This window comes from Streptomyces lunaelactis (assembly GCF_003054555.1).
GTDB lineage: Bacteria > Actinomycetota > Actinomycetes > Streptomycetales > Streptomycetaceae > Streptomyces > Streptomyces lunaelactis.
Map to the genome: position 1 here is coordinate 2,265,956 of NZ_CP026304.1, position 18,076 is coordinate 2,284,031.

The 18,076-nt window shown below is 69.9% G+C and carries 16 protein-coding genes; all 16 read right to left on the minus strand.

Annotated features, from left to right (window positions below; all coding sequences use genetic code 11):
• Positions 1–234: 234 nt before the first annotated feature.
• Complete coding sequence (locus tag SLUN_RS10180) at positions 235–1,326, minus strand: DivIVA domain-containing protein (protein ID WP_108148183.1); 1,092 nt, start codon at positions 1,324–1,326, stop codon at positions 235–237.
• Between the two features lie 49 nt (positions 1,327–1,375).
• Positions 1,376–1,672 (minus strand): YggT family protein, encoded by a 297-nt coding sequence (locus SLUN_RS10185; protein WP_108148184.1) that lies wholly within the window; start codon positions 1,670–1,672, stop codon positions 1,376–1,378.
• Positions 1,673–1,742: 70 nt separating this feature from the next.
• Entirely contained in the window at positions 1,743–2,348 is a 606-nt protein-coding gene (locus SLUN_RS10190; protein ID WP_108148185.1) for a cell division protein SepF, read from the minus strand.
• A gap of 124 nt (positions 2,349–2,472) precedes the next feature.
• A complete protein-coding gene (locus SLUN_RS10195; protein WP_108148186.1) occupies positions 2,473–3,192 on the minus strand; it encodes a YggS family pyridoxal phosphate-dependent enzyme in 720 nt (239 codons plus the stop codon).
• Complete coding sequence (gene pgeF, locus SLUN_RS10200) at positions 3,189–3,932, minus strand: peptidoglycan editing factor PgeF (protein WP_108148187.1); 744 nt, start codon at positions 3,930–3,932, stop codon at positions 3,189–3,191. The genes SLUN_RS10195 and pgeF overlap by 4 nt, the downstream gene beginning before the upstream one ends.
• Complete coding sequence (ftsZ, locus tag SLUN_RS10205) at positions 3,929–5,128, minus strand: cell division protein FtsZ (RefSeq protein WP_108148188.1); 1,200 nt, start codon at positions 5,126–5,128, stop codon at positions 3,929–3,931. Before ftsZ ends, pgeF begins: the two co-directional genes overlap by 4 nt.
• A 275-nt stretch (positions 5,129–5,403) precedes the next feature.
• Entirely contained in the window at positions 5,404–6,210 is an 807-nt protein-coding gene (locus tag SLUN_RS10215; protein WP_108148189.1) for a cell division protein FtsQ/DivIB, read from the minus strand.
• Positions 6,211–6,224: 14 nt separating this feature from the next.
• Positions 6,225–7,319, minus strand: a complete 1,095-nt coding sequence (murG, locus tag SLUN_RS10220; protein ID WP_108148190.1) for an undecaprenyldiphospho-muramoylpentapeptide beta-N-acetylglucosaminyltransferase — start codon at positions 7,317–7,319, stop codon at positions 6,225–6,227.
• A 6-nt stretch (positions 7,320–7,325) separates the two neighbouring features.
• Positions 7,326–8,648, minus strand: a complete 1,323-nt coding sequence (gene ftsW, locus SLUN_RS10225) for a putative lipid II flippase FtsW (protein WP_371413906.1) — start codon at positions 8,646–8,648, stop codon at positions 7,326–7,328.
• Between the two features lie 164 nt (positions 8,649–8,812).
• Positions 8,813–10,237 (minus strand): UDP-N-acetylmuramoyl-L-alanine--D-glutamate ligase, encoded by a 1,425-nt coding sequence (gene murD, locus SLUN_RS10230; protein ID WP_108148191.1) that lies wholly within the window; start codon positions 10,235–10,237, stop codon positions 8,813–8,815.
• Entirely contained in the window at positions 10,219–11,289 is a 1,071-nt protein-coding gene (mraY, locus tag SLUN_RS10235) for a phospho-N-acetylmuramoyl-pentapeptide-transferase (RefSeq protein WP_108148192.1), read from the minus strand. Before mraY ends, murD begins: the two co-directional genes overlap by 19 nt.
• Positions 11,286–12,692 (minus strand): UDP-N-acetylmuramoyl-tripeptide--D-alanyl-D-alanine ligase, encoded by a 1,407-nt coding sequence (locus SLUN_RS10240; RefSeq protein ID WP_108148193.1) that lies wholly within the window; start codon positions 12,690–12,692, stop codon positions 11,286–11,288. Before SLUN_RS10240 ends, mraY begins: the two co-directional genes overlap by 4 nt.
• Before the next feature lie 4 nt (positions 12,693–12,696).
• Positions 12,697–14,364, minus strand: coding sequence for a UDP-N-acetylmuramoyl-L-alanyl-D-glutamate--2,6-diaminopimelate ligase (locus SLUN_RS10245; RefSeq protein ID WP_108148194.1), 1,668 nt, complete (start codon positions 14,362–14,364; stop codon positions 12,697–12,699).
• A 16-nt stretch (positions 14,365–14,380) separates the two neighbouring features.
• Complete coding sequence (locus SLUN_RS10250) at positions 14,381–16,324, minus strand: peptidoglycan D,D-transpeptidase FtsI family protein (protein ID WP_108148195.1); 1,944 nt, start codon at positions 16,322–16,324, stop codon at positions 14,381–14,383.
• Positions 16,325–16,328: 4 nt separating this feature from the next.
• The gene (ftsL, locus tag SLUN_RS10255; protein WP_257153698.1) at positions 16,329–17,015 is read right to left on the minus strand and encodes a cell division protein FtsL; all 687 of its coding nucleotides are present in this window, start codon (positions 17,013–17,015) and stop codon (positions 16,329–16,331) included.
• 25 nt (positions 17,016–17,040) lie between these two features.
• Positions 17,041–17,997: a 16S rRNA (cytosine(1402)-N(4))-methyltransferase RsmH gene (gene rsmH, locus SLUN_RS10260; RefSeq protein ID WP_108148196.1), complete on the minus strand. Its 957-nt coding sequence runs from the start codon at positions 17,995–17,997 to the stop codon at positions 17,041–17,043.
• Between the last annotated feature and the right edge of the window lie 79 nt (positions 17,998–18,076).

Below are 18,076 nucleotides of genomic sequence, written 5' to 3' on the forward strand. Positions count from 1 at the left end.
GGCCTTCGGCCGTGTCCTCAATCGCCGGACGGGCTGACTCTGTCAGCCCCGCCGGCGATTGAGGCGCGGGGTCCGGGGCGGAGCCCTGGTCAGGGGAAGGGGCGGGGTGGGGAACAAGCCCCCGCAGGCGACCCCGCACGCTGCGCACGCAAAAGGGCCGGGCCCGGGACATCAGTCCCGGGCCCGGCCCTCAGCCTGCCGACGGCTACGCGCTGTCCGCGCGACCCGCCGCCCTCAGTTGTCGTCCTCGTCGATCAGGAACCCACGCATCGGCGACGGCGCCTGCTGCATCGGCTGCGGCGCCTGCGGCCGCACCGGTGCCATCGGCTGGGTCATCGCCGGCGACATCTGCTGCTGGCCGCCGTACGACGGGGCACCGCCCATGGACGGGTTGCCACCCATCGGCTGGCCCATCGACTGCCCCATGGACGGGTTGCCACCCATGGTGTGACCCATCGCACCCGCACCGGCCGGAGCCATCGAGGGCGACGGCGGCAGCGAAGCGGCCACGGGCCCCCGCGGCGGCGCCAGCGAGTCGTCCGCCTGGGTCTCCAGCTGACGCAGCTGGCTCTCCAGGTACGACTTCAGCCGGGTCCGGTACTCGCGCTCGAAGCCTCGCAGGTCCTCGACCTTGCGCTCCAGCGTGGCGCGCGCGGACTCCAGCGAGCCCATCGCGACGCGGTGCTTCTCCTGAGCGTCCCGCTCCAGTGCATCGGCCTTGGCGCGGGCATCCCGCTCCAGGCCCTCGGCGCGGCTGCGCGCCTCGCCGACGATCTTGTTGGCCTCGGAACGGGCCTCCGCGATCGCCTGGTCGGCGGTCTGCTGCGCCAGCGAGAGCACACGCGCGGCACTGTCGCCGCCAGGTCCCTGCTGCGGCATCTGCGGACCGTGACCGCCCATGGGGCCGCCCATCGGTCCACCCATGGGACCGCCCTGCATCGGGCCGTGGCCGTGCGGGCCCTGCGGGCCACCGTGGCTGGGGCCGGCGGGCAGCTGCGGCGCACCACCGGGCAGCTGGGGCGGACCCATCTGCGGGGGCTGCTGCTGGACCGGCGGTCCGGATATGGCGGCGGGCACCGGTGCACCGGGCCCACGGCCGTCCTGCTGCTCCGGCGGCTTGCGCATACCTTGCTGCTGCTGGTTCTGCGCCGCCGCACGGGTCGCCGCGGCCAGCTTGGCGCGCAGGTCCTCGTTCTCGCGGAGCAGGCGGGTCAGCTCGGACTCGACCTCATCGAGGAAGGCATCAACCTCGTCCTCGTCATAGCCTTCTCGGAGGCGGACGGTCGTGAACTGCTTGTTCCGCACGTCCTCGGGAGTCAGCGGCATCTCTTCTTCACCTCTACGTAGTCGTCGGCAGTCGGCAAGACCGTATCGTTCACACGCTGCTCGCAAAGTTGTTCACGATGCTGATCAGGATGTAGACGATGATCATCAGAACGAAGAAGGACAGGTCGAGTGCCACGCCCCCGAGACGCAACGGCGGGATGAACCGCCGCAAAAGCTTGAGCGGTGGATCGGTGACAGTGTAGGTGGCCTCCAGAACGACCACCATCGCCTTGCCGGGTTGCCATGAGCGCGCGAACTGAAAAACGTAGTCCATGACCAGCCGGAAAATCAGCACGATGAGGAAGCACATCAGCGCGATGTAGACCACCTGTAGTGCGACGCCCATCCCGCGCTTCCCTCTCCCCTGGCTCTCATCATTCCGGCCTTGCGGCCGGGTCGTTCCGGTGTCGTATTTCTCAGCTCTGGTTGAAGAACCCGCCCTCTGCGATGCGGGCCTTGTCCTCCGCCGTGACATCGACGTTAGCAGGCGACAACAGGAACACCTTCTGCGTCACCCGCTCAATGCTGCCATGCAGGCCGAAGACGAGTCCCGCGGCAAAGTCGACAAGTCGCTTCGCGTCCGTGTCGTCCATCTCCGTGAGATTCATGATCACCGGGGTGCCCTCGCGGAAGTGTTCCCCGATGGTACGGGCCTCGTTATAGGTCCGCGGGTGCAGCGTGGTGATGCGGTACGGCTCCCGCTCGGACACGACCTTGGGCATGATCACCGGTGCGTTCTTCTCCAGGCTCGGACGTTCAGGTGTGATGGATGCCACGGGGGCGATTCGTGCCGGACGTCCACTTTCAGCGAGAAGCGGAACCGGCTCGCGCTGCGCGGGGGGCTGCACCACCCGCATCGGCTCTTCCCGCTCCACCTGGTGCGGGGGCTGGTGCCGGCGGTGGTCCCGCTCGGGCTCCGGCTCGGGTTCGAAATCGTCATCGGGATCGAAACCCCGGCCGTCGTACCCATCGTCCTCCACGAGGCCGAGGTAGACCGCCATCTTGCGCATCGCGCCGGCCATTCTCTGAGTCCTCCGCTCTGTGGTGGATCGGCATCGTCACCAAGTGCCGGCGATCCACTCGGTCTACCCGCGTTGTGACGGGAATGACCATATTTTCTGCTGTGGTCCGACTTGCTTCGCGACGTTACCCGAGCCGGGGTCGGTCTCCGAGTACCGCAGTGCCGACGCGCACATGTGTCGCTCCGGCCGCCACTGCTTGTTCGAGGTCCGCACTCATCCCTGCTGACACCATGTTCGCAGCCGGATGCCCGGCGCGCAGGCTGGATGAGAATTCCATCAGCCGCTCGAACGCCGCCTGTTGCCGCCCCGCGTACGGTCCGGCGAGCGGCGCGACGGTCATCAGTCCGTCGAGCCGCAGTCCTGGTGCTTCGGCCACCGCGGTGGCCAACTCCCCGATGCCGTCCGGTGCGACGCCACCCCGCTCACCGCGCTCGCCCGACTCGGCGTCGAGCGCGACCTGGATCAGACAGCCGAGCTCACGCTCCGCCCGGATCGCGGCGGCGGACAGGAGGGAAACGAGCTTGAGACGGTCAACGGACTGCACCACATCGGCATAACCCGCCACAGAACGGACCTTGTTGGTCTGCAACTGTCCGACGAAGTGCCATGTGAGGTCCAGATCCGAGCAGGCGGCGGCCTTGGGGGCCGCGTCCTGGTCACGGTTCTCGGCGACATTCCGCACGCCGAGTTCGTGGAGCAGCCGTACATCGCTCGCGGGGTAGGTCTTGGTGACCACGATGAGGGTCACCTCCTCCCGCTTGCGGCCCGCGGCCGCGCAGGCTGCGGAGATACGTTCCTCCACGGTCGCCAGACCGCCCGCGAGTTCTTTCTTCCGGTCCGTCATTCCCGCCCGTCCAACCAGACATATCCCGCGAGCCGCCCGGTGGTGCGGTCTCGGCGGTACGAGTAGTGGTCCCGCGACTCCAGTGTGCAGACCGGCGAGGCCTGCCGGTCCCGTACACCGAGCGCTTCGAGCTGGGCGTGGACTCCGGCGGTGACATCGACGGCCGGGGTTCCCCAGCCGGTCTCGGACCAGGCCGCCGGTTCGACCGCGGCCACATCGGCCCGCATCCGCTCGGGAACCTCGTAGCAGCGTCCGCAGACTGCGGGTCCGGTACGGGCGATGATCCGGGACGGCTCCGCGCCCAGCGACGTCATCGCCCCGACGGCGGCGGGCACGATCCCCGCGACCATCCCGGGCCGGCCCGCGTGCGCGGCGGCCACGACGCCCGCGACCGGATCGGCCAGCAGTACGGGGGTGCAGTCCGCGGTCAGTACGGCGAGGGCGAGCCCGCGCCGTGCGGTGACCAGACCGTCCACCTGAGGAATCGGACCCTCGCCCCACGGCCCGTCCACTTCGGCGACGTCAGTGCCGTGGACCTGGTTCATCCAGACGACCCGGTCCGGGTCGAGATCCAGGGACTTCGCGGCGATCGTCCGGTTGGTCAGTACGGCCGCGGGGTCGTCGCCGACCGCGCCGCCGAGGTTGAGCTCGTCGTACGGAACGGCGCTCACCCCGCCCCACCTGTCGGTGAAGGCGAAGTGCGCGCCGCTCACGTGTATCGCGTCGTGCCGCACTGTCACTTCAGGAAGTCCGGGACATCCAGCTCTTCGGCCTGGCTGTCCTGGTACGGACGGGCCGGCGGAACCTGCGGGGCGCTCAGGTCGTTCGCGACCGGAACCGGCTCGGCCGGGGCCGAGGGCTCGTCGCGCACGGGTACGGTGCCGAGTCCGCCGGACGGACGCGAGGTGTCCGTGCTGCGCGACGGCATCGCCGGCTCCTCGCGCTTGCCGGTCGCGGAACCGATCACGGTTTCGCGCCGGGTCGGCGGCTGCCCGCCGTCGAAGCCGGCCGCGATGACCGTGACCCGTACTTCGTCGCCCAGGGCGTCGTCGATGACCGCACCGAAGATGATGTTGGCTTCGGGGTGGGCGGCCTCGCTCACCAGCTGCGCGGCCTCGTTGATCTCGAAGAGACCGAGGTCCGAGCCACCGGAGATGGAGAGCAGCACCCCACGGGCGCCGTCGATGGACGCCTCGAGAAGCGGCGAGGAGATCGCCATTTCGGCCGCGGCCACCGCGCGGTCGTCGCCGCGGGCCGAGCCGATGCCCATGAGCGCCGATCCGGCCTCGGACATCACGGACTTGACGTCGGCGAAGTCGAGGTTGATCAGACCGGGCGTGGTGATGAGGTCGGTGATGCCCTGAACACCCGAGAGCAGCACCTGGTCCGCGGACTTGAACGCGTCCAGCACGCTGACCTGGCGGTCCGAGATGGACAGCAGCCGGTCGTTCGGGATGACGATGAGGGTGTCGACCTCTTCGCGGAGCTCGGCGATGCCGTCCTCCGCCTGGTTCGCCCGACGCCGGCCCTCGAAGGTGAACGGCCGGGTGACCACACCGATCGTCAGGGCGCCGAGCGTGCGTGCGATGTTGGCGACGACAGGTGCGCCGCCGGTACCGGTGCCGCCGCCTTCACCGGCGGTGACGAAGACCATGTCGGCCCCCTTGAGGACCTCCTCGATCTCCTCGCGATGGTCCTCTGCCGCCTTGCGACCGACTGCCGGATTCGCTCCGGCGCCGAGGCCCCGGGTGAGTTCACGGCCGACGTCGAGCTTGACGTCGGCGTCGCTCATCAACAGAGCTTGCGCATCAGTGTTGATCGCGATGAACTCGACGCCTTTGAGACCGACCTCGATCATTCGGTTGATGGCATTGACACCACCGCCGCCGACACCGATGACCTTGATGACTGCGAGGTAGTTCTGCGGTGCTGCCACGTCGAAGGCCTCTCGCCTCGAGTTACGTGTCGTCGCTGCGCGGTTGTCGCGTCGCGACGACGGATGCCGATGGGACGGTCCGAAACGCCGACCCAAACCCTAACCTTGAAGTTCAGGGTTACCAGTGTGTCTGCTTCCTGGACTCTCCGAACAGGACACTAAGTCGACAAGTGGCGCACGTTCAACGAACACGCCGAACCTCCCGTTTTTCTTTTCACCCTATGTGATCAGCCGTTGCGGTGACCAACCAGGGTGCTGGCCAGCACTTTTGTGCGTCAACTCCCTGATGCGGCAGGGGCGGTGGGAGCACTTACATCGAAGTGCCGGGCCTTCGGTGCGGCTTTCATCAGCGCGGTGAGTGCGCGCGCCTTCGCCTCGCCCTCCTCGGGGCTGCCCCAGACCACCGTACGGTCCCGGCTCAACTCCAGGGTGATGAAGTCGTACGAGCGCACCGTGACCGTTCTTGTGTCCGCGGCGACTTTTCCGGGGAGTTCGCCCCTGACCCGGACCGCCTCCACAAGGAGCCGGTCCGCGCCGAAACGCCGCAGACTAGGAGACTGGTCCACTGCCAATTCGAGCAGCGGAACAGCCTTGGGTGCCTTGTCCACCGTGGCGAACCGGACACCCTTCGCGTCCACTTCGATGAACTTTGCGCCCTTTTCGAAAAGCAGGACCGGCTTTCGCTCGGTCACTCTCAGACCGATCCCGTGCGGCCATGACCGGACCACATCCACCGAGTCGATACGGGGCAGCTTATGCCGCAGCCGGGCCTCAATGGCGTCCGTATCGACGGAAATCAGCGGTGTCTTGATCGGAACGGCTGCCGCCGCTTCCACTTCACCCGGTGTCAGAACCTCGGTTCCGGTGGTCGTCACACGCTCCACGCGCAGCCATTCGGAGCCGTAAAGCGTCCAGATTCCGCCCGCGAGAAGCACGATGACGGCACTGGCGATCAAAAGGGCGCGGCGGCCGGGGAGGCGCAGCCGCCGGGCCGGGGGACCCTGCCGGGACGGCAGGGGCGACCCGTCCGCCCCGTCGGACGGCCTGCGTGCGCCACGTTCGGCGGTGGTCGGTCCGGCCACGCTCCCCTGCCTCCTCACGCCTTGCGGCGTGCAGCAATCGCCTCGTACACCATGCCGACGAGCAGCTGGTCGGCATCCCTGCGGCCGAACTCGGCGGCCGCACGGGACATCTCGTACAGCCGGTGCGGATCGGCGAGCACCGGAAGGACATGCCCCTGGACCCACTCGGGGGTCAGTTCGGCGTCGTCGACCAGCAGTCCGCCGCCGGCCTTCACCACAGGCTGGGCATTGAGCCGCTGTTCGCCGTTGCCGATCGGCAGCGGTACGTATGCGGCAGGCAGCCCGACGGCGGAGAGTTCGGCGACGGTCATCGCGCCCGCGCGGCAGAGCATCATGTCGGCCGCGGCGTACGCGAGGTCCATCCGGTCCACGTACGGTACCGGGATGTAGGGCGGCATACCGGGCATGTTGTCCACGCGCGGCAGTTCGTTCTTCGGACCGACCGCGTGCAGGATCTGGATGCCGGAGCGCTGCAGCACCGGAGCGATCTGCTGGATCACCTCGTTGAGGCGGCGGGCGCCCTGCGAGCCGCCGGACACCAGCAGCGTCGGCAGGTTGGGGTCGAGACCGAAGGCGGCGCGTGCCTCGGGGCGCACCCGCGCGCGGTCGAGGGTGGCGATGGTGTGGCGCAGCGGGATGCCGATGTAGCGGGAGTTGCGCAGCTTGCTGTCGGGGGTGGCGACGGCCACGCCCGCGGCGTACCGCGAACCGATCTTGTTGGCCAGGCCGGGCCGGGCGTTGGCCTCGTGGACCACGATCGGCACCCCGAGCCGCTTGGCGGCCAGATAGCCGGGCAGCGCGACATAGCCGCCGAAGCCGACGACGCAGTCCGCCTTCGTACGCTCCAGGATCTGCTCGGCGGCCTTGATGGTGCCGCGCAGTCGTCCGGGGACCGTGATCAGCTCAGGGGTAGGCCTGCGCGGCAGCGGAACGGCAGGGATGAGCGCCAGCTCGTATCCCCGCTCGGGTACGAGCCTGGTCTCGAGCCCCTTCTCCGTGCCGAGGGCCGTGATTCCCACGGTCGGGTCCTGCCTGCGCAGGGCGTCCGCGAGGGCGAGCGCGGGCTCGATATGGCCGGCGGTCCCCCCACCGGCGAGTACGACATGCACCGAAATTCACCGCTCTCCGGACGGACGCTTCTTGGCGCGCCGTCTGATCGTCTTCCATCTCACCCCGGGCCTCCGCATGGCCAGGGCCGCCCTCGCGGCGGGATCCTCTCGCGCGAAGGCAATCAGCAGCCCCACCGCGAACATGGTCGGCAGGAGGGCCGACCCTCCGTAGGAGAACAGCGGGAGCGGGACACCGGCGATCGGCAGCAGACCGAGCACCGCACCGATGTTGACCACGGCCTGAGCCGTGATCCAGGTGGTCACACCTCCCGCCGCGTACCTCACGAAGGGGTCCTCCGTGCATCCGGCCACGCGGATACCCGCATAGCCTAGAGCCGCGAAGAGGGCGAGCACCGACAGCGTCCCCGCCAGGCCCAGTTCCTCCCCGGCGATGGCGAAGATGAAATCGGTGTGAGGTTCGGGGAGTTGACCCCATTTTTCCACACTTGCACCCAGGCCGGAACCGAACCATCCGCCAGAGGCAAGAGCATAGATGCCGTGCACGGCCTGCCAGCACTCGCCTTGGGGGCCGAGGTCGATGGCGCCGATGCAGGAGAGCCGTGACATGCGGTTCTCGTTGGTCTTGATCAGTACGAAGCCGACGAAGCCGGCGATGGCGAGCACACCGGCGAAGAGCCGGGTCGGCGCTCCGGCCAGCCACAACAGGCCGAAGAGGATCGCGGTGAGGATGATCGCCGTACCCATGTCGCCGCCGAGCATGATCAGACCGAGCAGCATGAAGGCGACCGGGACGAGCGGCACGAGCATGTGCTTCCACTGGGTCAGCAGCCGCCTGTCCTGTTTACGGGCGAGCAGATCGGCGCCCCACAGGATCAGCGCCAGCTTGCCGAACTCACTGGGCTGGAGCTGGAACGGGCCGCCGAGATAGATCCAGTTCTGGTTGCCGTTGACCGCATGTCCTATCCCGGGGACCTGGACGAGCACCATCAGGAAGACGGCGCCCATGAGGAGCGGGTAGGACAGGGCCCGGTGCAGGGTGACGGGCATCCGCGACGCGACCAGGAGCAGCACGGTGCCGATCGCCGCGGCGAGGAACTGCTTGCGGAAGAAGTACGAGGCGGGGAGCGAGAGCTCCAGCGCCTTGATCATCGAGGCGGAGTACACCATGACCAGGCCGAGGACGGTGATCAGGAGGCTGCTGCCGAGGATGAGGTAGTACGCGGTCAGCGGCCGGTCCCAGGCCCGGCGCGCCTGCTCGTACAGCCGCCGGAGGCCGCGGCCGCGGGGCGGTCGCGGCGGGCTGGGCCTGCGGTCGGTGCCGCGGGCGACGGCTGGGCGGCGTACGGCTCCCCCGGCGCGGCCCCGCAGCGCGAGCCCGGGGAGGCCGACAGCGGCGCGTGCGGGCCCGTCCGGCGACAGCTTCGTCCTCAATCTCCCCCGGCTACCGCTGGGAGGTGCCCCCACGGGCTGGATATCCATGCTGGCTGTCCCCTCCAGGTGTGCGCGGCGCGGCAGCGCGGGGGTCGGGCCGGTCAGGCGCGTTCTGCGAGTGCGCGGACCGCGTCCGCGAACGCCTCGCCTCGCTTGTTGTAGTTGGCGAACATGTCCATCGAGGCACACGCCGGGGCCAGCAGAACCGTATCCCCGGGCCGGGCGAGCCCTGCTGCTTCCCGGACCGCCGCCGACATCGCCCCAGTGTCTGTCCGGTCGAGGTCGACGACCGGGACCTCCGGGGCGTGTCGCGCGAGGGCTTCGGCGATCAGGGCGCGGTCCGCTCCGATCAGTACGACTCCGCGCAGTCGCTTTGCCGACCTCTCCACGAGCTCGTCGAAGGTCGCCCCCTTGGCCAGGCCGCCCGCGATCCACACGATCGGGTCGTAGGCCGCCAGGGAGGCCTCCGCGGCATGGGTGTTGGTGGCTTTGGAGTCGTCGATGTACGCCACACCGGCCACGTCCTGGACGTGCTCGATGCGGTGCGGGTCGGGGCGGAAGGCCCGCAGTCCGTCGCGTACGGCGGCGGGCGGGACGCCGAAGGCGCGGGCGAGCGCGGCCGCCGCGAGGGCGTTGGCGATGTTGTGCGGGGCCGGCGGCCTGACGTCCGCGACCTCCGCGAGCTCCTGGGCCTGCTTGTGCCGGTTGTCCACGAAGGCGCGGTCGACCAGGATGCCGTCGACAACGCCGAGTTGGGAGGGGCCGGGCGTGCCGAGGGTGAAGCCGATCGCCCGGCAGCCCTCCTCGACGTCGGCCTCGCGCACCAGGTCCTCGGTCGCCTTGTCGTCGGCGTTGTAGACACAGGCGACCGTGTTGCCCTCGTAGATACGGCCCTTGTCGGCGGCGTACGCCTCCATGGAGCCGTGCCAGTCGAGGTGGTCCGGCGCCAGGTTGAGCACGGCGGCCGAGTGGGCGCGCAGCGAGGGCGCCCAGTGCAGCTGGTAGCTGGAGAGTTCGACGGCGAGTACGTCGTACGTCGTATCGCCGAGGACCGCGTCGAGCAGCGAGACGCCGATGTTGCCGACGGCAGCCGTGCGCAGGCCCGCGGCCTCGAGGATCGAGGCGAGCATGCGTACGGTCGTGGTCTTGCCGTTGGTGCCGGTGACCGCGAGCCAGGGAGCGGCGTCCGGACCCCGCAGGCGCCACGCCAGCTCCACGTCGCCCCATACCGGGACGCCCGCCTCGGTGGCGGCCAGGAAGAGCGGCTTGGCCGGCTTCCAGCCGGGCGTGGTGACGATGAGCTCGGTACCGGCGGGCAGGGAAGATCCGTCGCCGAGGCGGACGGTGATCCCCTCCGCCTCCAGCTCGGCCGCCTGCGTACGGGAGCGCTCGTCGTCCCCGTCGTTGACGACCGTGACGACGGCACCGAGGCCGTGCAGCACCCGGGCGGCGGGGATGCCGCTCACGCCGAGTCCCGCGACGGTGACCTTCTTGCCCTGCCAGGTGCTCACTTGTCGGCTGCCCATCCCGCGTAGAAGAGGCCCAGACTCACGATCACGCACATGCCCTGGATGATCCAGAACCTGACCACCACAAGGACTTCGGACCACCCCTTGAGTTCGAAGTGGTGCTGGAGCGGCGCCATCCGGAAGACCCGCTTGCCGGTCATCTTGAAGGAGCCGACCTGGATGACCACCGACATGGTGATCATCACGAAGAGGCCGCCGAGGAGGGCCAGCAGCAGCTCCGTACGGGAGCAGATCGCCAGACCCGCGAGCGCGCCGCCCAGGGCGAGCGAGCCGGTGTCACCCATGAAGATCTTGGCAGGTGAGGTGTTCCACCACAGGAAGCCGAAGCATGCGCCCATCAGGGCGGAGGCGACGACCGCGAGGTCGAGTGGATCGCGTACCTCGAAGCAGGCGTTGGGGTTGGTCAGCGTCACCGCGTTGGCGCAGGACTCCTGGAACTGCCAGAGCCCGATGAAGGTGTACGCCCCGAAGACCATCACCGACGCACCGGTGGCCAGGCCGTCCAGACCGTCCGTCAGGTTCACGCCGTTCGACATGGCGAGAATCATGAACAGCGCCCAGAGGACGAAGATCACCGGGCCGATGGACCAGCCGAAGTCCGTGATGAACGAAAGCTTCGTGGAGGCCGGGGTGTTGCCCCGGTTGTCCGCGAACTGCAGCGACAGCACGGCGAAGGCGATGCCGACGATCAGCTGTCCCGCCATCTTCGCCTTGGCCCGCAGACCGAGCGAGCGCTGCTTGACGATCTTGATGTAGTCGTCCAGGAAGCCGACCACGCCCATGCCGCCCATCAGGAAGAGCACCAGCACACCCGAGAACGTCGGGTCCTCGCCGGTGATCACCTTGGCCAGGGCGTACGCGATGAACGTGGCCAGGATGAAGGAGATACCGCCCATGGTGGGCGTGCCCTTCTTGCTTCCGTGGCTGCGCGGGCCGTCGTCCCGGATGAACTGCCCGTAACCCTTGCGGGCAAGGAGCTTGATCAGCAGCGGGGTTCCGACCAGGGTCAGGAAGAGCCCGATGGCTCCCGCGAAGAGGATCTGCCTCATCGGCCGGTGACCTCACCCTCGGTCGTGTTCTCGAGCAGTGCCTGGGCGACCCGCTCGAGCCCGACCGACCTGGAAGCCTTCACCAGCACGACGTCTCCCGGACGCAGCTCACTGCGCAACAGGTCGACCGCCGCCTGCGCGTCGGACACGTGCACCGACTCCTCACCCCACGAACCCTCGTTATATGCGCCCAGTTGCAGCCAGGACGCTTCCCTGCCCCCGACTGCGACGAGCTTGCTGACGTTGAGCCGGACAGCGAGCCGTCCGACCGCGTCGTGCTCGGCGAGCGCCTCGTCGCCGAGCTCGGCCATCTGGCCGAGCACCGCCCAGGTCCGCCGCCCCCGGCCCATGGCAGCGAGCGCACGCAGTGCGGCTCTCATGGACTCGGGGTTCGCGTTGTAGGCGTCATTGACGATCGTCACGCCGTCCGGACGCTCGGTGACCTCCATGCGCCAGCGGGAGAGGGTGCCCGCCTCGGAGAGCGCGAGGGCGATCTCGTCGACGGACATGCCCAGCTCATGGGCGACGGCGGCCGCGGCGAGCGCGTTCGACACGTGGTGCTCACCGTACAGCCGCATGGTCACGTCACTGCACCCGGTGGGGGTGTGGAGCGTGAAGGCGGGCTGTCCGTGCTCGGTGAGCCGGACATTCTCGGCACGTACGTCGGCGTCCGCGGCCTCTCCGAAGAGGACCACACGGGCCTTGGTACGGGAGGACATGGCGCGTACGAGGGGGTCGTCGGCGTTGAGCACGGCGACTCCGTCCTCGGGCAGACACTCGACGATCTCGCCCTTGGCCTCGGCGATCTGCTCACGGCCGCCGAACTCGCCGATGTGGGCGGTGCCGACGTTCAGTACGAGAGAGACCTTCGGCGGGACCAGGCCGCTGAGATAGCGGATGTCGCCGATGTAGCGGGCGCCCATTTCGAGGACGAGGTGCTCGGTGTCCTCGACGGCCCGCAGCGCGGTCAGCGGCAGGCCGATCTCGTTGTTCAGATTGCCCGCCGGGTAGACCGTGGGGCCCTTGCGCTCGAGGAGTTGGGCGATGAGGTCCTTGGTGCTGGTCTTGCCGGAGGAGCCGGTGAGCGCGACGGCGGTGGTGCCGAGGCGTTCGACGATGGTGCGGGCGAGGGCTCCGAGCGCGACGGTGACGTCGGGCACCACGATCGCGGGTACGCCGACGGGGCGGGTGGCGAGTACGGCCGCCGCACCTGCCGCCACCGCGCTCCGTGCGTAGTCGTGGCCGTCGACGTGCTCGCCGGCGAAGGCGGCGAAGAGGCTGCCGGGCCGGACCGCGCGGGAGTCGATGACGACGGGACCGGTGACCCGTACGGCCGGATCCGGTATGTCGTACGACTGCCCGCCGACGATTTCGGCGATCTCGGCGAGGGAGAGGGCGATCACTGGGTCATCCCTGACTGTTCTCGATTGCTGCGCGAAGTACCTGACGGTCGTCGAAGGGGCGGACCACTCCGGCGATGTCCTGGCCCTGCTCGTGGCCCTTGCCCGCGATCAGCACGGTGTCGCCCGGGCGTGCGCGGGCGACGGCCGCCGCGATGGCCGCTGCCCGATCGGCCTCCACCAGGACGTCGCCGCGCTCATGGATCGGCACCTCGGCGGCGCCCGCGAGCATCGCGGCGAGGATCGCGAGCGGGTCCTCGGAGCGGGGGTTGTCGGAGGTCAGCACGGCGGTGTCGGCGAGGCGGGCGGCGGCCGCGCCCATCGGGCCGCGCTTGGTCACATCCCGGTCGCCGCCGCAGCCGAGCACGATGTGCACCTTGCCCTCGGTGACCTTGCGCAGGGAGCGCAGGACCGATTCGACGGCGTCCGTCTTGTGGGCGTAGTCGACGACGGCGAGGTACGGCTGGCCCGCGTCGACGCGCTCCAGGCGGCCCGGCACGCCGGGGACGGCGGCGATGCCGTCGGCGGCGGTCTGCGGGTCGATGCCGGCGACGGCGAGGGTGACGACGGCCGCCAGGGTGTTGGCGACGTTGAAGGGTCCTGGCAGCGGGGCCCGGGCGCGGATGCGCTCGCCCTCAGGGCCGACCGCGGTGAAAATCGAGCCGACTGCGCTGATTTCAACGTTCTCGGCCCGCCAGTCGGCGTCCGGGTGGCCCTCGGCGGAGAAGGTGGTGACCGGGACGGTCGCTTCCTTGACCAGCCTGCGGCCGTGCTCGTCATCGAAGTTGACGACCCCGAGCCTGCTGCGGCGCGGGGTGAACAGCTGAGCCTTCGCCTGGAAGTAGTCCTCCATGCCGGAGTGGAATTCCATGTGCTCGGGGCTGAGGTTGTTGAAGACGGCGACGTCGAAGACGCAGCCGTCGACCCGGCCGAGCACGAGGGCGTGGCTGGAGACCTCCATGGCGACCGAGTCGACGCCACGCTCGCGCATGACGGCGAACAGTGCCTGGAGATCGGTGGCCTCGGGGGTGGTGCGCTCGGACTTGATGCGCTCGTCGCCGATACGCATCTCGACCGTGCCGATCAGACCGGTCGAGCGGCCCGCCCTCCGGAGCCCGCCCTCGACGAGATACGCCGTGGTGGTCTTGCCGGAGGTGCCGGTGATCCCGATCTGGAGCAGGTCCTCGCCGGGATGCCCGTAGATCTCGGCTGCCAGCTCGCCCATACGGCCGCGCGGGTTCTCGGTGACCAGGACCGGCAGGCCGGTCGCGGCGGCGCGCTCGGCACCCGCCGGGTCGGTGAGGATCGCGGCAGCCCCGAGGTCGGCGGCCTGCGCGGCGAAGTCGGCGCCGTGGAAGCGGGCGCCCGGCAGGGCCGCGTACACGTCACCGGGGCGTACCGCCCGGGAGTCGTGGGTGATGCCGGTGACCTCACCGGGGGCCGGGCTCTTCGCGCCCAGCCGGGCGGCCAGCTCCCCGAGCGGGGTCGGGCGGGGCCGGTCCGGACGGGGCGCTCCCGGGTGCCCCGCGCGGACGTCCGGCTGGGCGGTTCGGTACTGATCAGCGTGTGACACGGCGGTGAGCGTACCCGGCGCACCCGGCCCGGGCGAAAAGGAGGGGGCCTTGCGGGTACTGCGGTCCGGGCGGTTCCCGGAATCGGAGGTGATCGTTGTCACTGGTGGTTCCTCCGGGTCACTCGCCGGGTTCGAAGGTGACGGGCAGCCGGGCGGGAGTACTGCCGGTCGGTGCGACCTGGAGGGTCTTGAGGGCGAACTCCATGACCTTCTGATAGATCGGGCCGCAGATCTGGCCGCCGAAGTAGCTGCCCTTGGTGGGGTTCTGGATGGCGCAGTAGACGGTGATCCGCGGCTGGTCGGCGGGCGCGAAGCCGGCGAAGGAGGCGGTGTAGCCCTTATAGCGGCCGAGCTCCGGATCGACGCGGTTGGCCGTTCCGGTCTTGCCCGCGACGCGGTAGCCGGGGATACGAGCCCTGGTGCCCGTACCTTCCTCGTCGTCGACGACCGACTCCAGCATGGTGGCCAGCGTCTTGGCGGTCGCCTCGCTGACCACGCGCGTCTTCTTGGGGGCGGCGGCCGGGGTGAACCGCCCGTCGGGCCCCTTGGTGCCGCGGATCAGGGTGGGTTCGACGCGTACACCGCCGTTGGCGATCGTCGAGTAGACGGAGGCCGCCTGCATGGCGCTGAGCGAGAGGCCCTGGCCGAACGGGATCGTGTACTGCTGCGAGGTGGACCAGTCCTGCGGCTTGGCGAGGATGCCGGGCGTCTCGCCCGGATAACCGAGCCCGCTCGGGCTGCCCAGGCCGAATTTCCGCAGGTAGGAGTAGAGCACCTGGTTGGCCGCCGGCTGGGTCTTGCCGAGCTGGCCGGTCGCCAGGATCGTGCCGATGTTGCTGGACTTGGAAAGTACGCCGTTGAGCGTGAGGTTCCAGGTGGGGTGGTCGATGTCGTCCTTGAAGAGCCGGTCGCCGCGGTGCAGCCGGTTGGGGACGACGACATGGGTGGCGGGCGTGGCGGCCTTCTCCTCCAGCACGGCGGCCATGGACATCACCTTGGCGGTGGAGCCCGGCTCGTACGCGTCCTGGAGCGCGGCATTGCCCATGGCAGCCGAATTGGCCTGGGAGAGGTCGTTGGGGTCGAAGCCGGGCGCGTTGGCCATGGCGAGGACCTCGCCGGTCTGGGTGTTCTGCACCATCACGTAGCCGCGGTCGGCCTTGGACTTCTTCACCTGCTCGGCGATGGCCTGCTGGGCGGCCCACTGGATGTCGCGGTCGATGGTCAGCTCGATATCCGAGCCGGGGACCGCGGGGACCTCACGGGAGCCCGCGGTGGGGACTCGCCGGCCGCCGGACTGGGCGTAGGTGATCTGCCCGTCCTGGCCCGCGAGCGCCTTGTCGAGCATGGACTCGACGCCGCCGCCTCCCCTGCCCTCACCGTTGACGTAACCCAGTATCCCGGCGGCGAGATCGCCGTTGGGGTAGACGCGTTTGCTGCTGGGCTCCTGGAAGACGCCGAGGAGCACATTGGCGCCGGAGCCGCCCTTGTGCTTGTCGGCCCGGGCCTTCTCGGCGAAGACGCCCTTGAGGTCCTTGATCTGGTTCCAGACCTGGGGGGTCTGGCGGCGGGCCAGCACGGTGTAGCGGGACTTGGGGGTCCCGAGCTTCTTGGCGAGCTCGGAGACGTCCTTGCCGAGGATCGGGGCGAGCAGCGCGGCCGCCTGTTCCGGCGCGTCGGGAGCCTTGCTCTCCTTCGGCGTGAACAGCTGCGGGTCGGCGGTGATGTCGTACGCGTCGACGCTGGTGGCCAGGGCGATGCCGGCCCGGTCGGTGATCTCGCCGCGCTCGGCAGTGAGCTTGTGGCTGAAGTAGCGATCCTTCTCGGCCTTGGCGGCGTACGCGCTCGCGTCGACGGCCTGGACCTGGAGCAGCCGGACGACGAAGGCGAGCATCACGAGGGTCAGGCCGAGGCTGACCAGCCGCAGCCGGGGGCGGGGGCTGCCGAGCCGGATCGGGCGCGGGGTGCTGCGCTGCGCGGGACGCGAGCGGCGGAGTGCGGGGCGCGCGGACGGCCGCCGGGCGGGGCTCGGAACCCGTCGCCGCGGTGGTTCCTTGGAGGGCACTGCGTCACCTGCCGGGGGTCGTCGGGGTCGGCTTCGCGGGTGTGTGCGACGGCTTGGAGGCCTTGGTGGGCTTGGTGGACTTGGAGATCGCGGGCCTGTGCGGCTGCTGGGGCGCGGACTGCTGCGTCTGTGGCCGGGGCTGGGGCTGCGTTTGCCTCTGTGTCCGCGTCGGGGCGGCCGCAGACGTCGACGGGGCTGCCGCGGACGGGGCTGCGGTGGCCGGGGCCGAAGGGGACGCGGAGACGGACGGGGAGGCGGCGGCCGGGGGCGTCGGGGCGACCGACTCCCGGTTCTCCATGGGCGACGGATCCGGGGTGGGCTGCGCCGAGGCCTCTCGGGGCACGCCGCGGACCGTGCCGTCCGGGTCCAGGAAAGCGGGGCTGCCACCGGGCACCATGCCCAGCTCGCGGGCCCGCCGCTCAAGGGCGCCGGGGGCGGAGTAGCTGTCCACGTCCCGCTGCAGCTCCTGCTGCTGGTCGGTGAGCTCGGTGGTCTTCTTCTTGAGCTCGCTCAGCTCGAACGAGCCTTCGTTGAGAGAGGAGTTCAGCAGGAGCAGCGTGATCAGCCCGCCACCGAGAAGGAGCACGACCAGCAGGACGAAGGGGGTACGTGCCGCGGTGCTCGGCCCCGACGGCATCAGCCGGGCCAGCCGGGCGGCCCGTCCCTTCAGCTGCCCGGCCGCCGCGCTCACCTGTACTCCCCGCTCGCCCCACTGCTCACAGTTCGTCCTCCCGGATGCGCTGCGCTCCCCTGAACCGCGCGGGCGCCGCACGGCGGTTCTCGGCGATCTCCTCCTCCGTGGGGAGCTCCGCGCCTCGCGTCAGCAGCTTGAGCCGCGGCTGGTACTTCTCCGGCACGACGGGCAGGCCGGGAGGCGCCGTATTGGCCGCGCCCGCCGCGAAGACCTGCTTGACCAGCCGGTCCTCGAGCGAGTGGTACGACAGCACGGCGATCCGGCCGCCGACCGCGAGCGCCCCCACCGCGGCGGGGACCGCCCGCTCCAGGACCGTCAGCTCGCCGTTGACCTCGATGCGCAGCGCCTGGAAGGTGCGCTTGGCGGGGTTGCCGCCGGTGCGCTTGACGGCCTGGGGCAGCGCGTCACGGATCAGCTCGACGAGCCGGGCGCTGTTGGAGAAGGGCTCCTTCTCCCTCTCCCGTACGACCGCGGAGACGATCCGCTTCGCCTGCTTCTCCTCGCCGTACGCGCGCAGGATCCGCACCAGCTCGCCCGGCGGGTAGGTGTTGAGCACCTCGGCGGCGCTGACGCCGGTCGACTGGTCCATGCGCATGTCGAGCGGAGCGTCCTGGGCGTACGCGAATCCGCGGTCGGCCTCGTCGAGCTGCATGGAGGAGACGCCGAGGTCGAACAGGATGCCCTGGACGCGGGGGATCTTCAGCCGCCTCAGGACCTCGGGCAGCTCGTCGTAGACGGCGTGCACCAACGTGGCCCGGTCGCCGAAGGGTGCGAGCCGCTCGCCGGACAGCCGCAGTGCTTCCTTGTCCCGGTCGAGCGCGACCAGGTGTGCGTCAGGGAACCGTGTGAGCAGTGCCTCACTGTGTCCGCCGAGGCCGAGGGTGCAGTCGACGACGACCGCGCCCGGCTGTTCCAGCGCCGGGGCCAACAGGTCCAGGCACCGCTGGAGCATCACCGGAACGTGTCGGGTCTGACTCATGCGCCCTCTCATGGTCCGGCGCGGGTGTACGTACTGCCTGGTCCCCGCCCGCTGAAGAGGCCGTACGTACGCCGCACAC

Coding starts and splice junctions, on each gene's coding strand:
- SLUN_RS10180 (WP_108148183.1), bottom strand. CDS start 1,326: ATGCCGCTGACTCCCGAGGACGTGCGGAACAAGCAGTTCACGACCGTC.
- SLUN_RS10185 (WP_108148184.1), bottom strand. CDS start 1,672: ATGGGCGTCGCACTACAGGTGGTCTACATCGCGCTGATGTGCTTCCTC.
- SLUN_RS10190 (WP_108148185.1), bottom strand. CDS start 2,348: ATGGCCGGCGCGATGCGCAAGATGGCGGTCTACCTCGGCCTCGTGGAG.
- SLUN_RS10195 (WP_108148186.1), bottom strand. CDS start 3,192: ATGACGGACCGGAAGAAAGAACTCGCGGGCGGTCTGGCGACCGTGGAG.
- murD (WP_108148191.1), bottom strand. CDS start 10,237: ATGGGCAGCCGACAAGTGAGCACCTGGCAGGGCAAGAAGGTCACCGTC.
- mraY (WP_108148192.1), bottom strand. CDS start 11,289: ATGAGGCAGATCCTCTTCGCGGGAGCCATCGGGCTCTTCCTGACCCTG.
- rsmH (WP_108148196.1), bottom strand. CDS start 17,997: ATGAGTCAGACCCGACACGTTCCGGTGATGCTCCAGCGGTGCCTGGAC.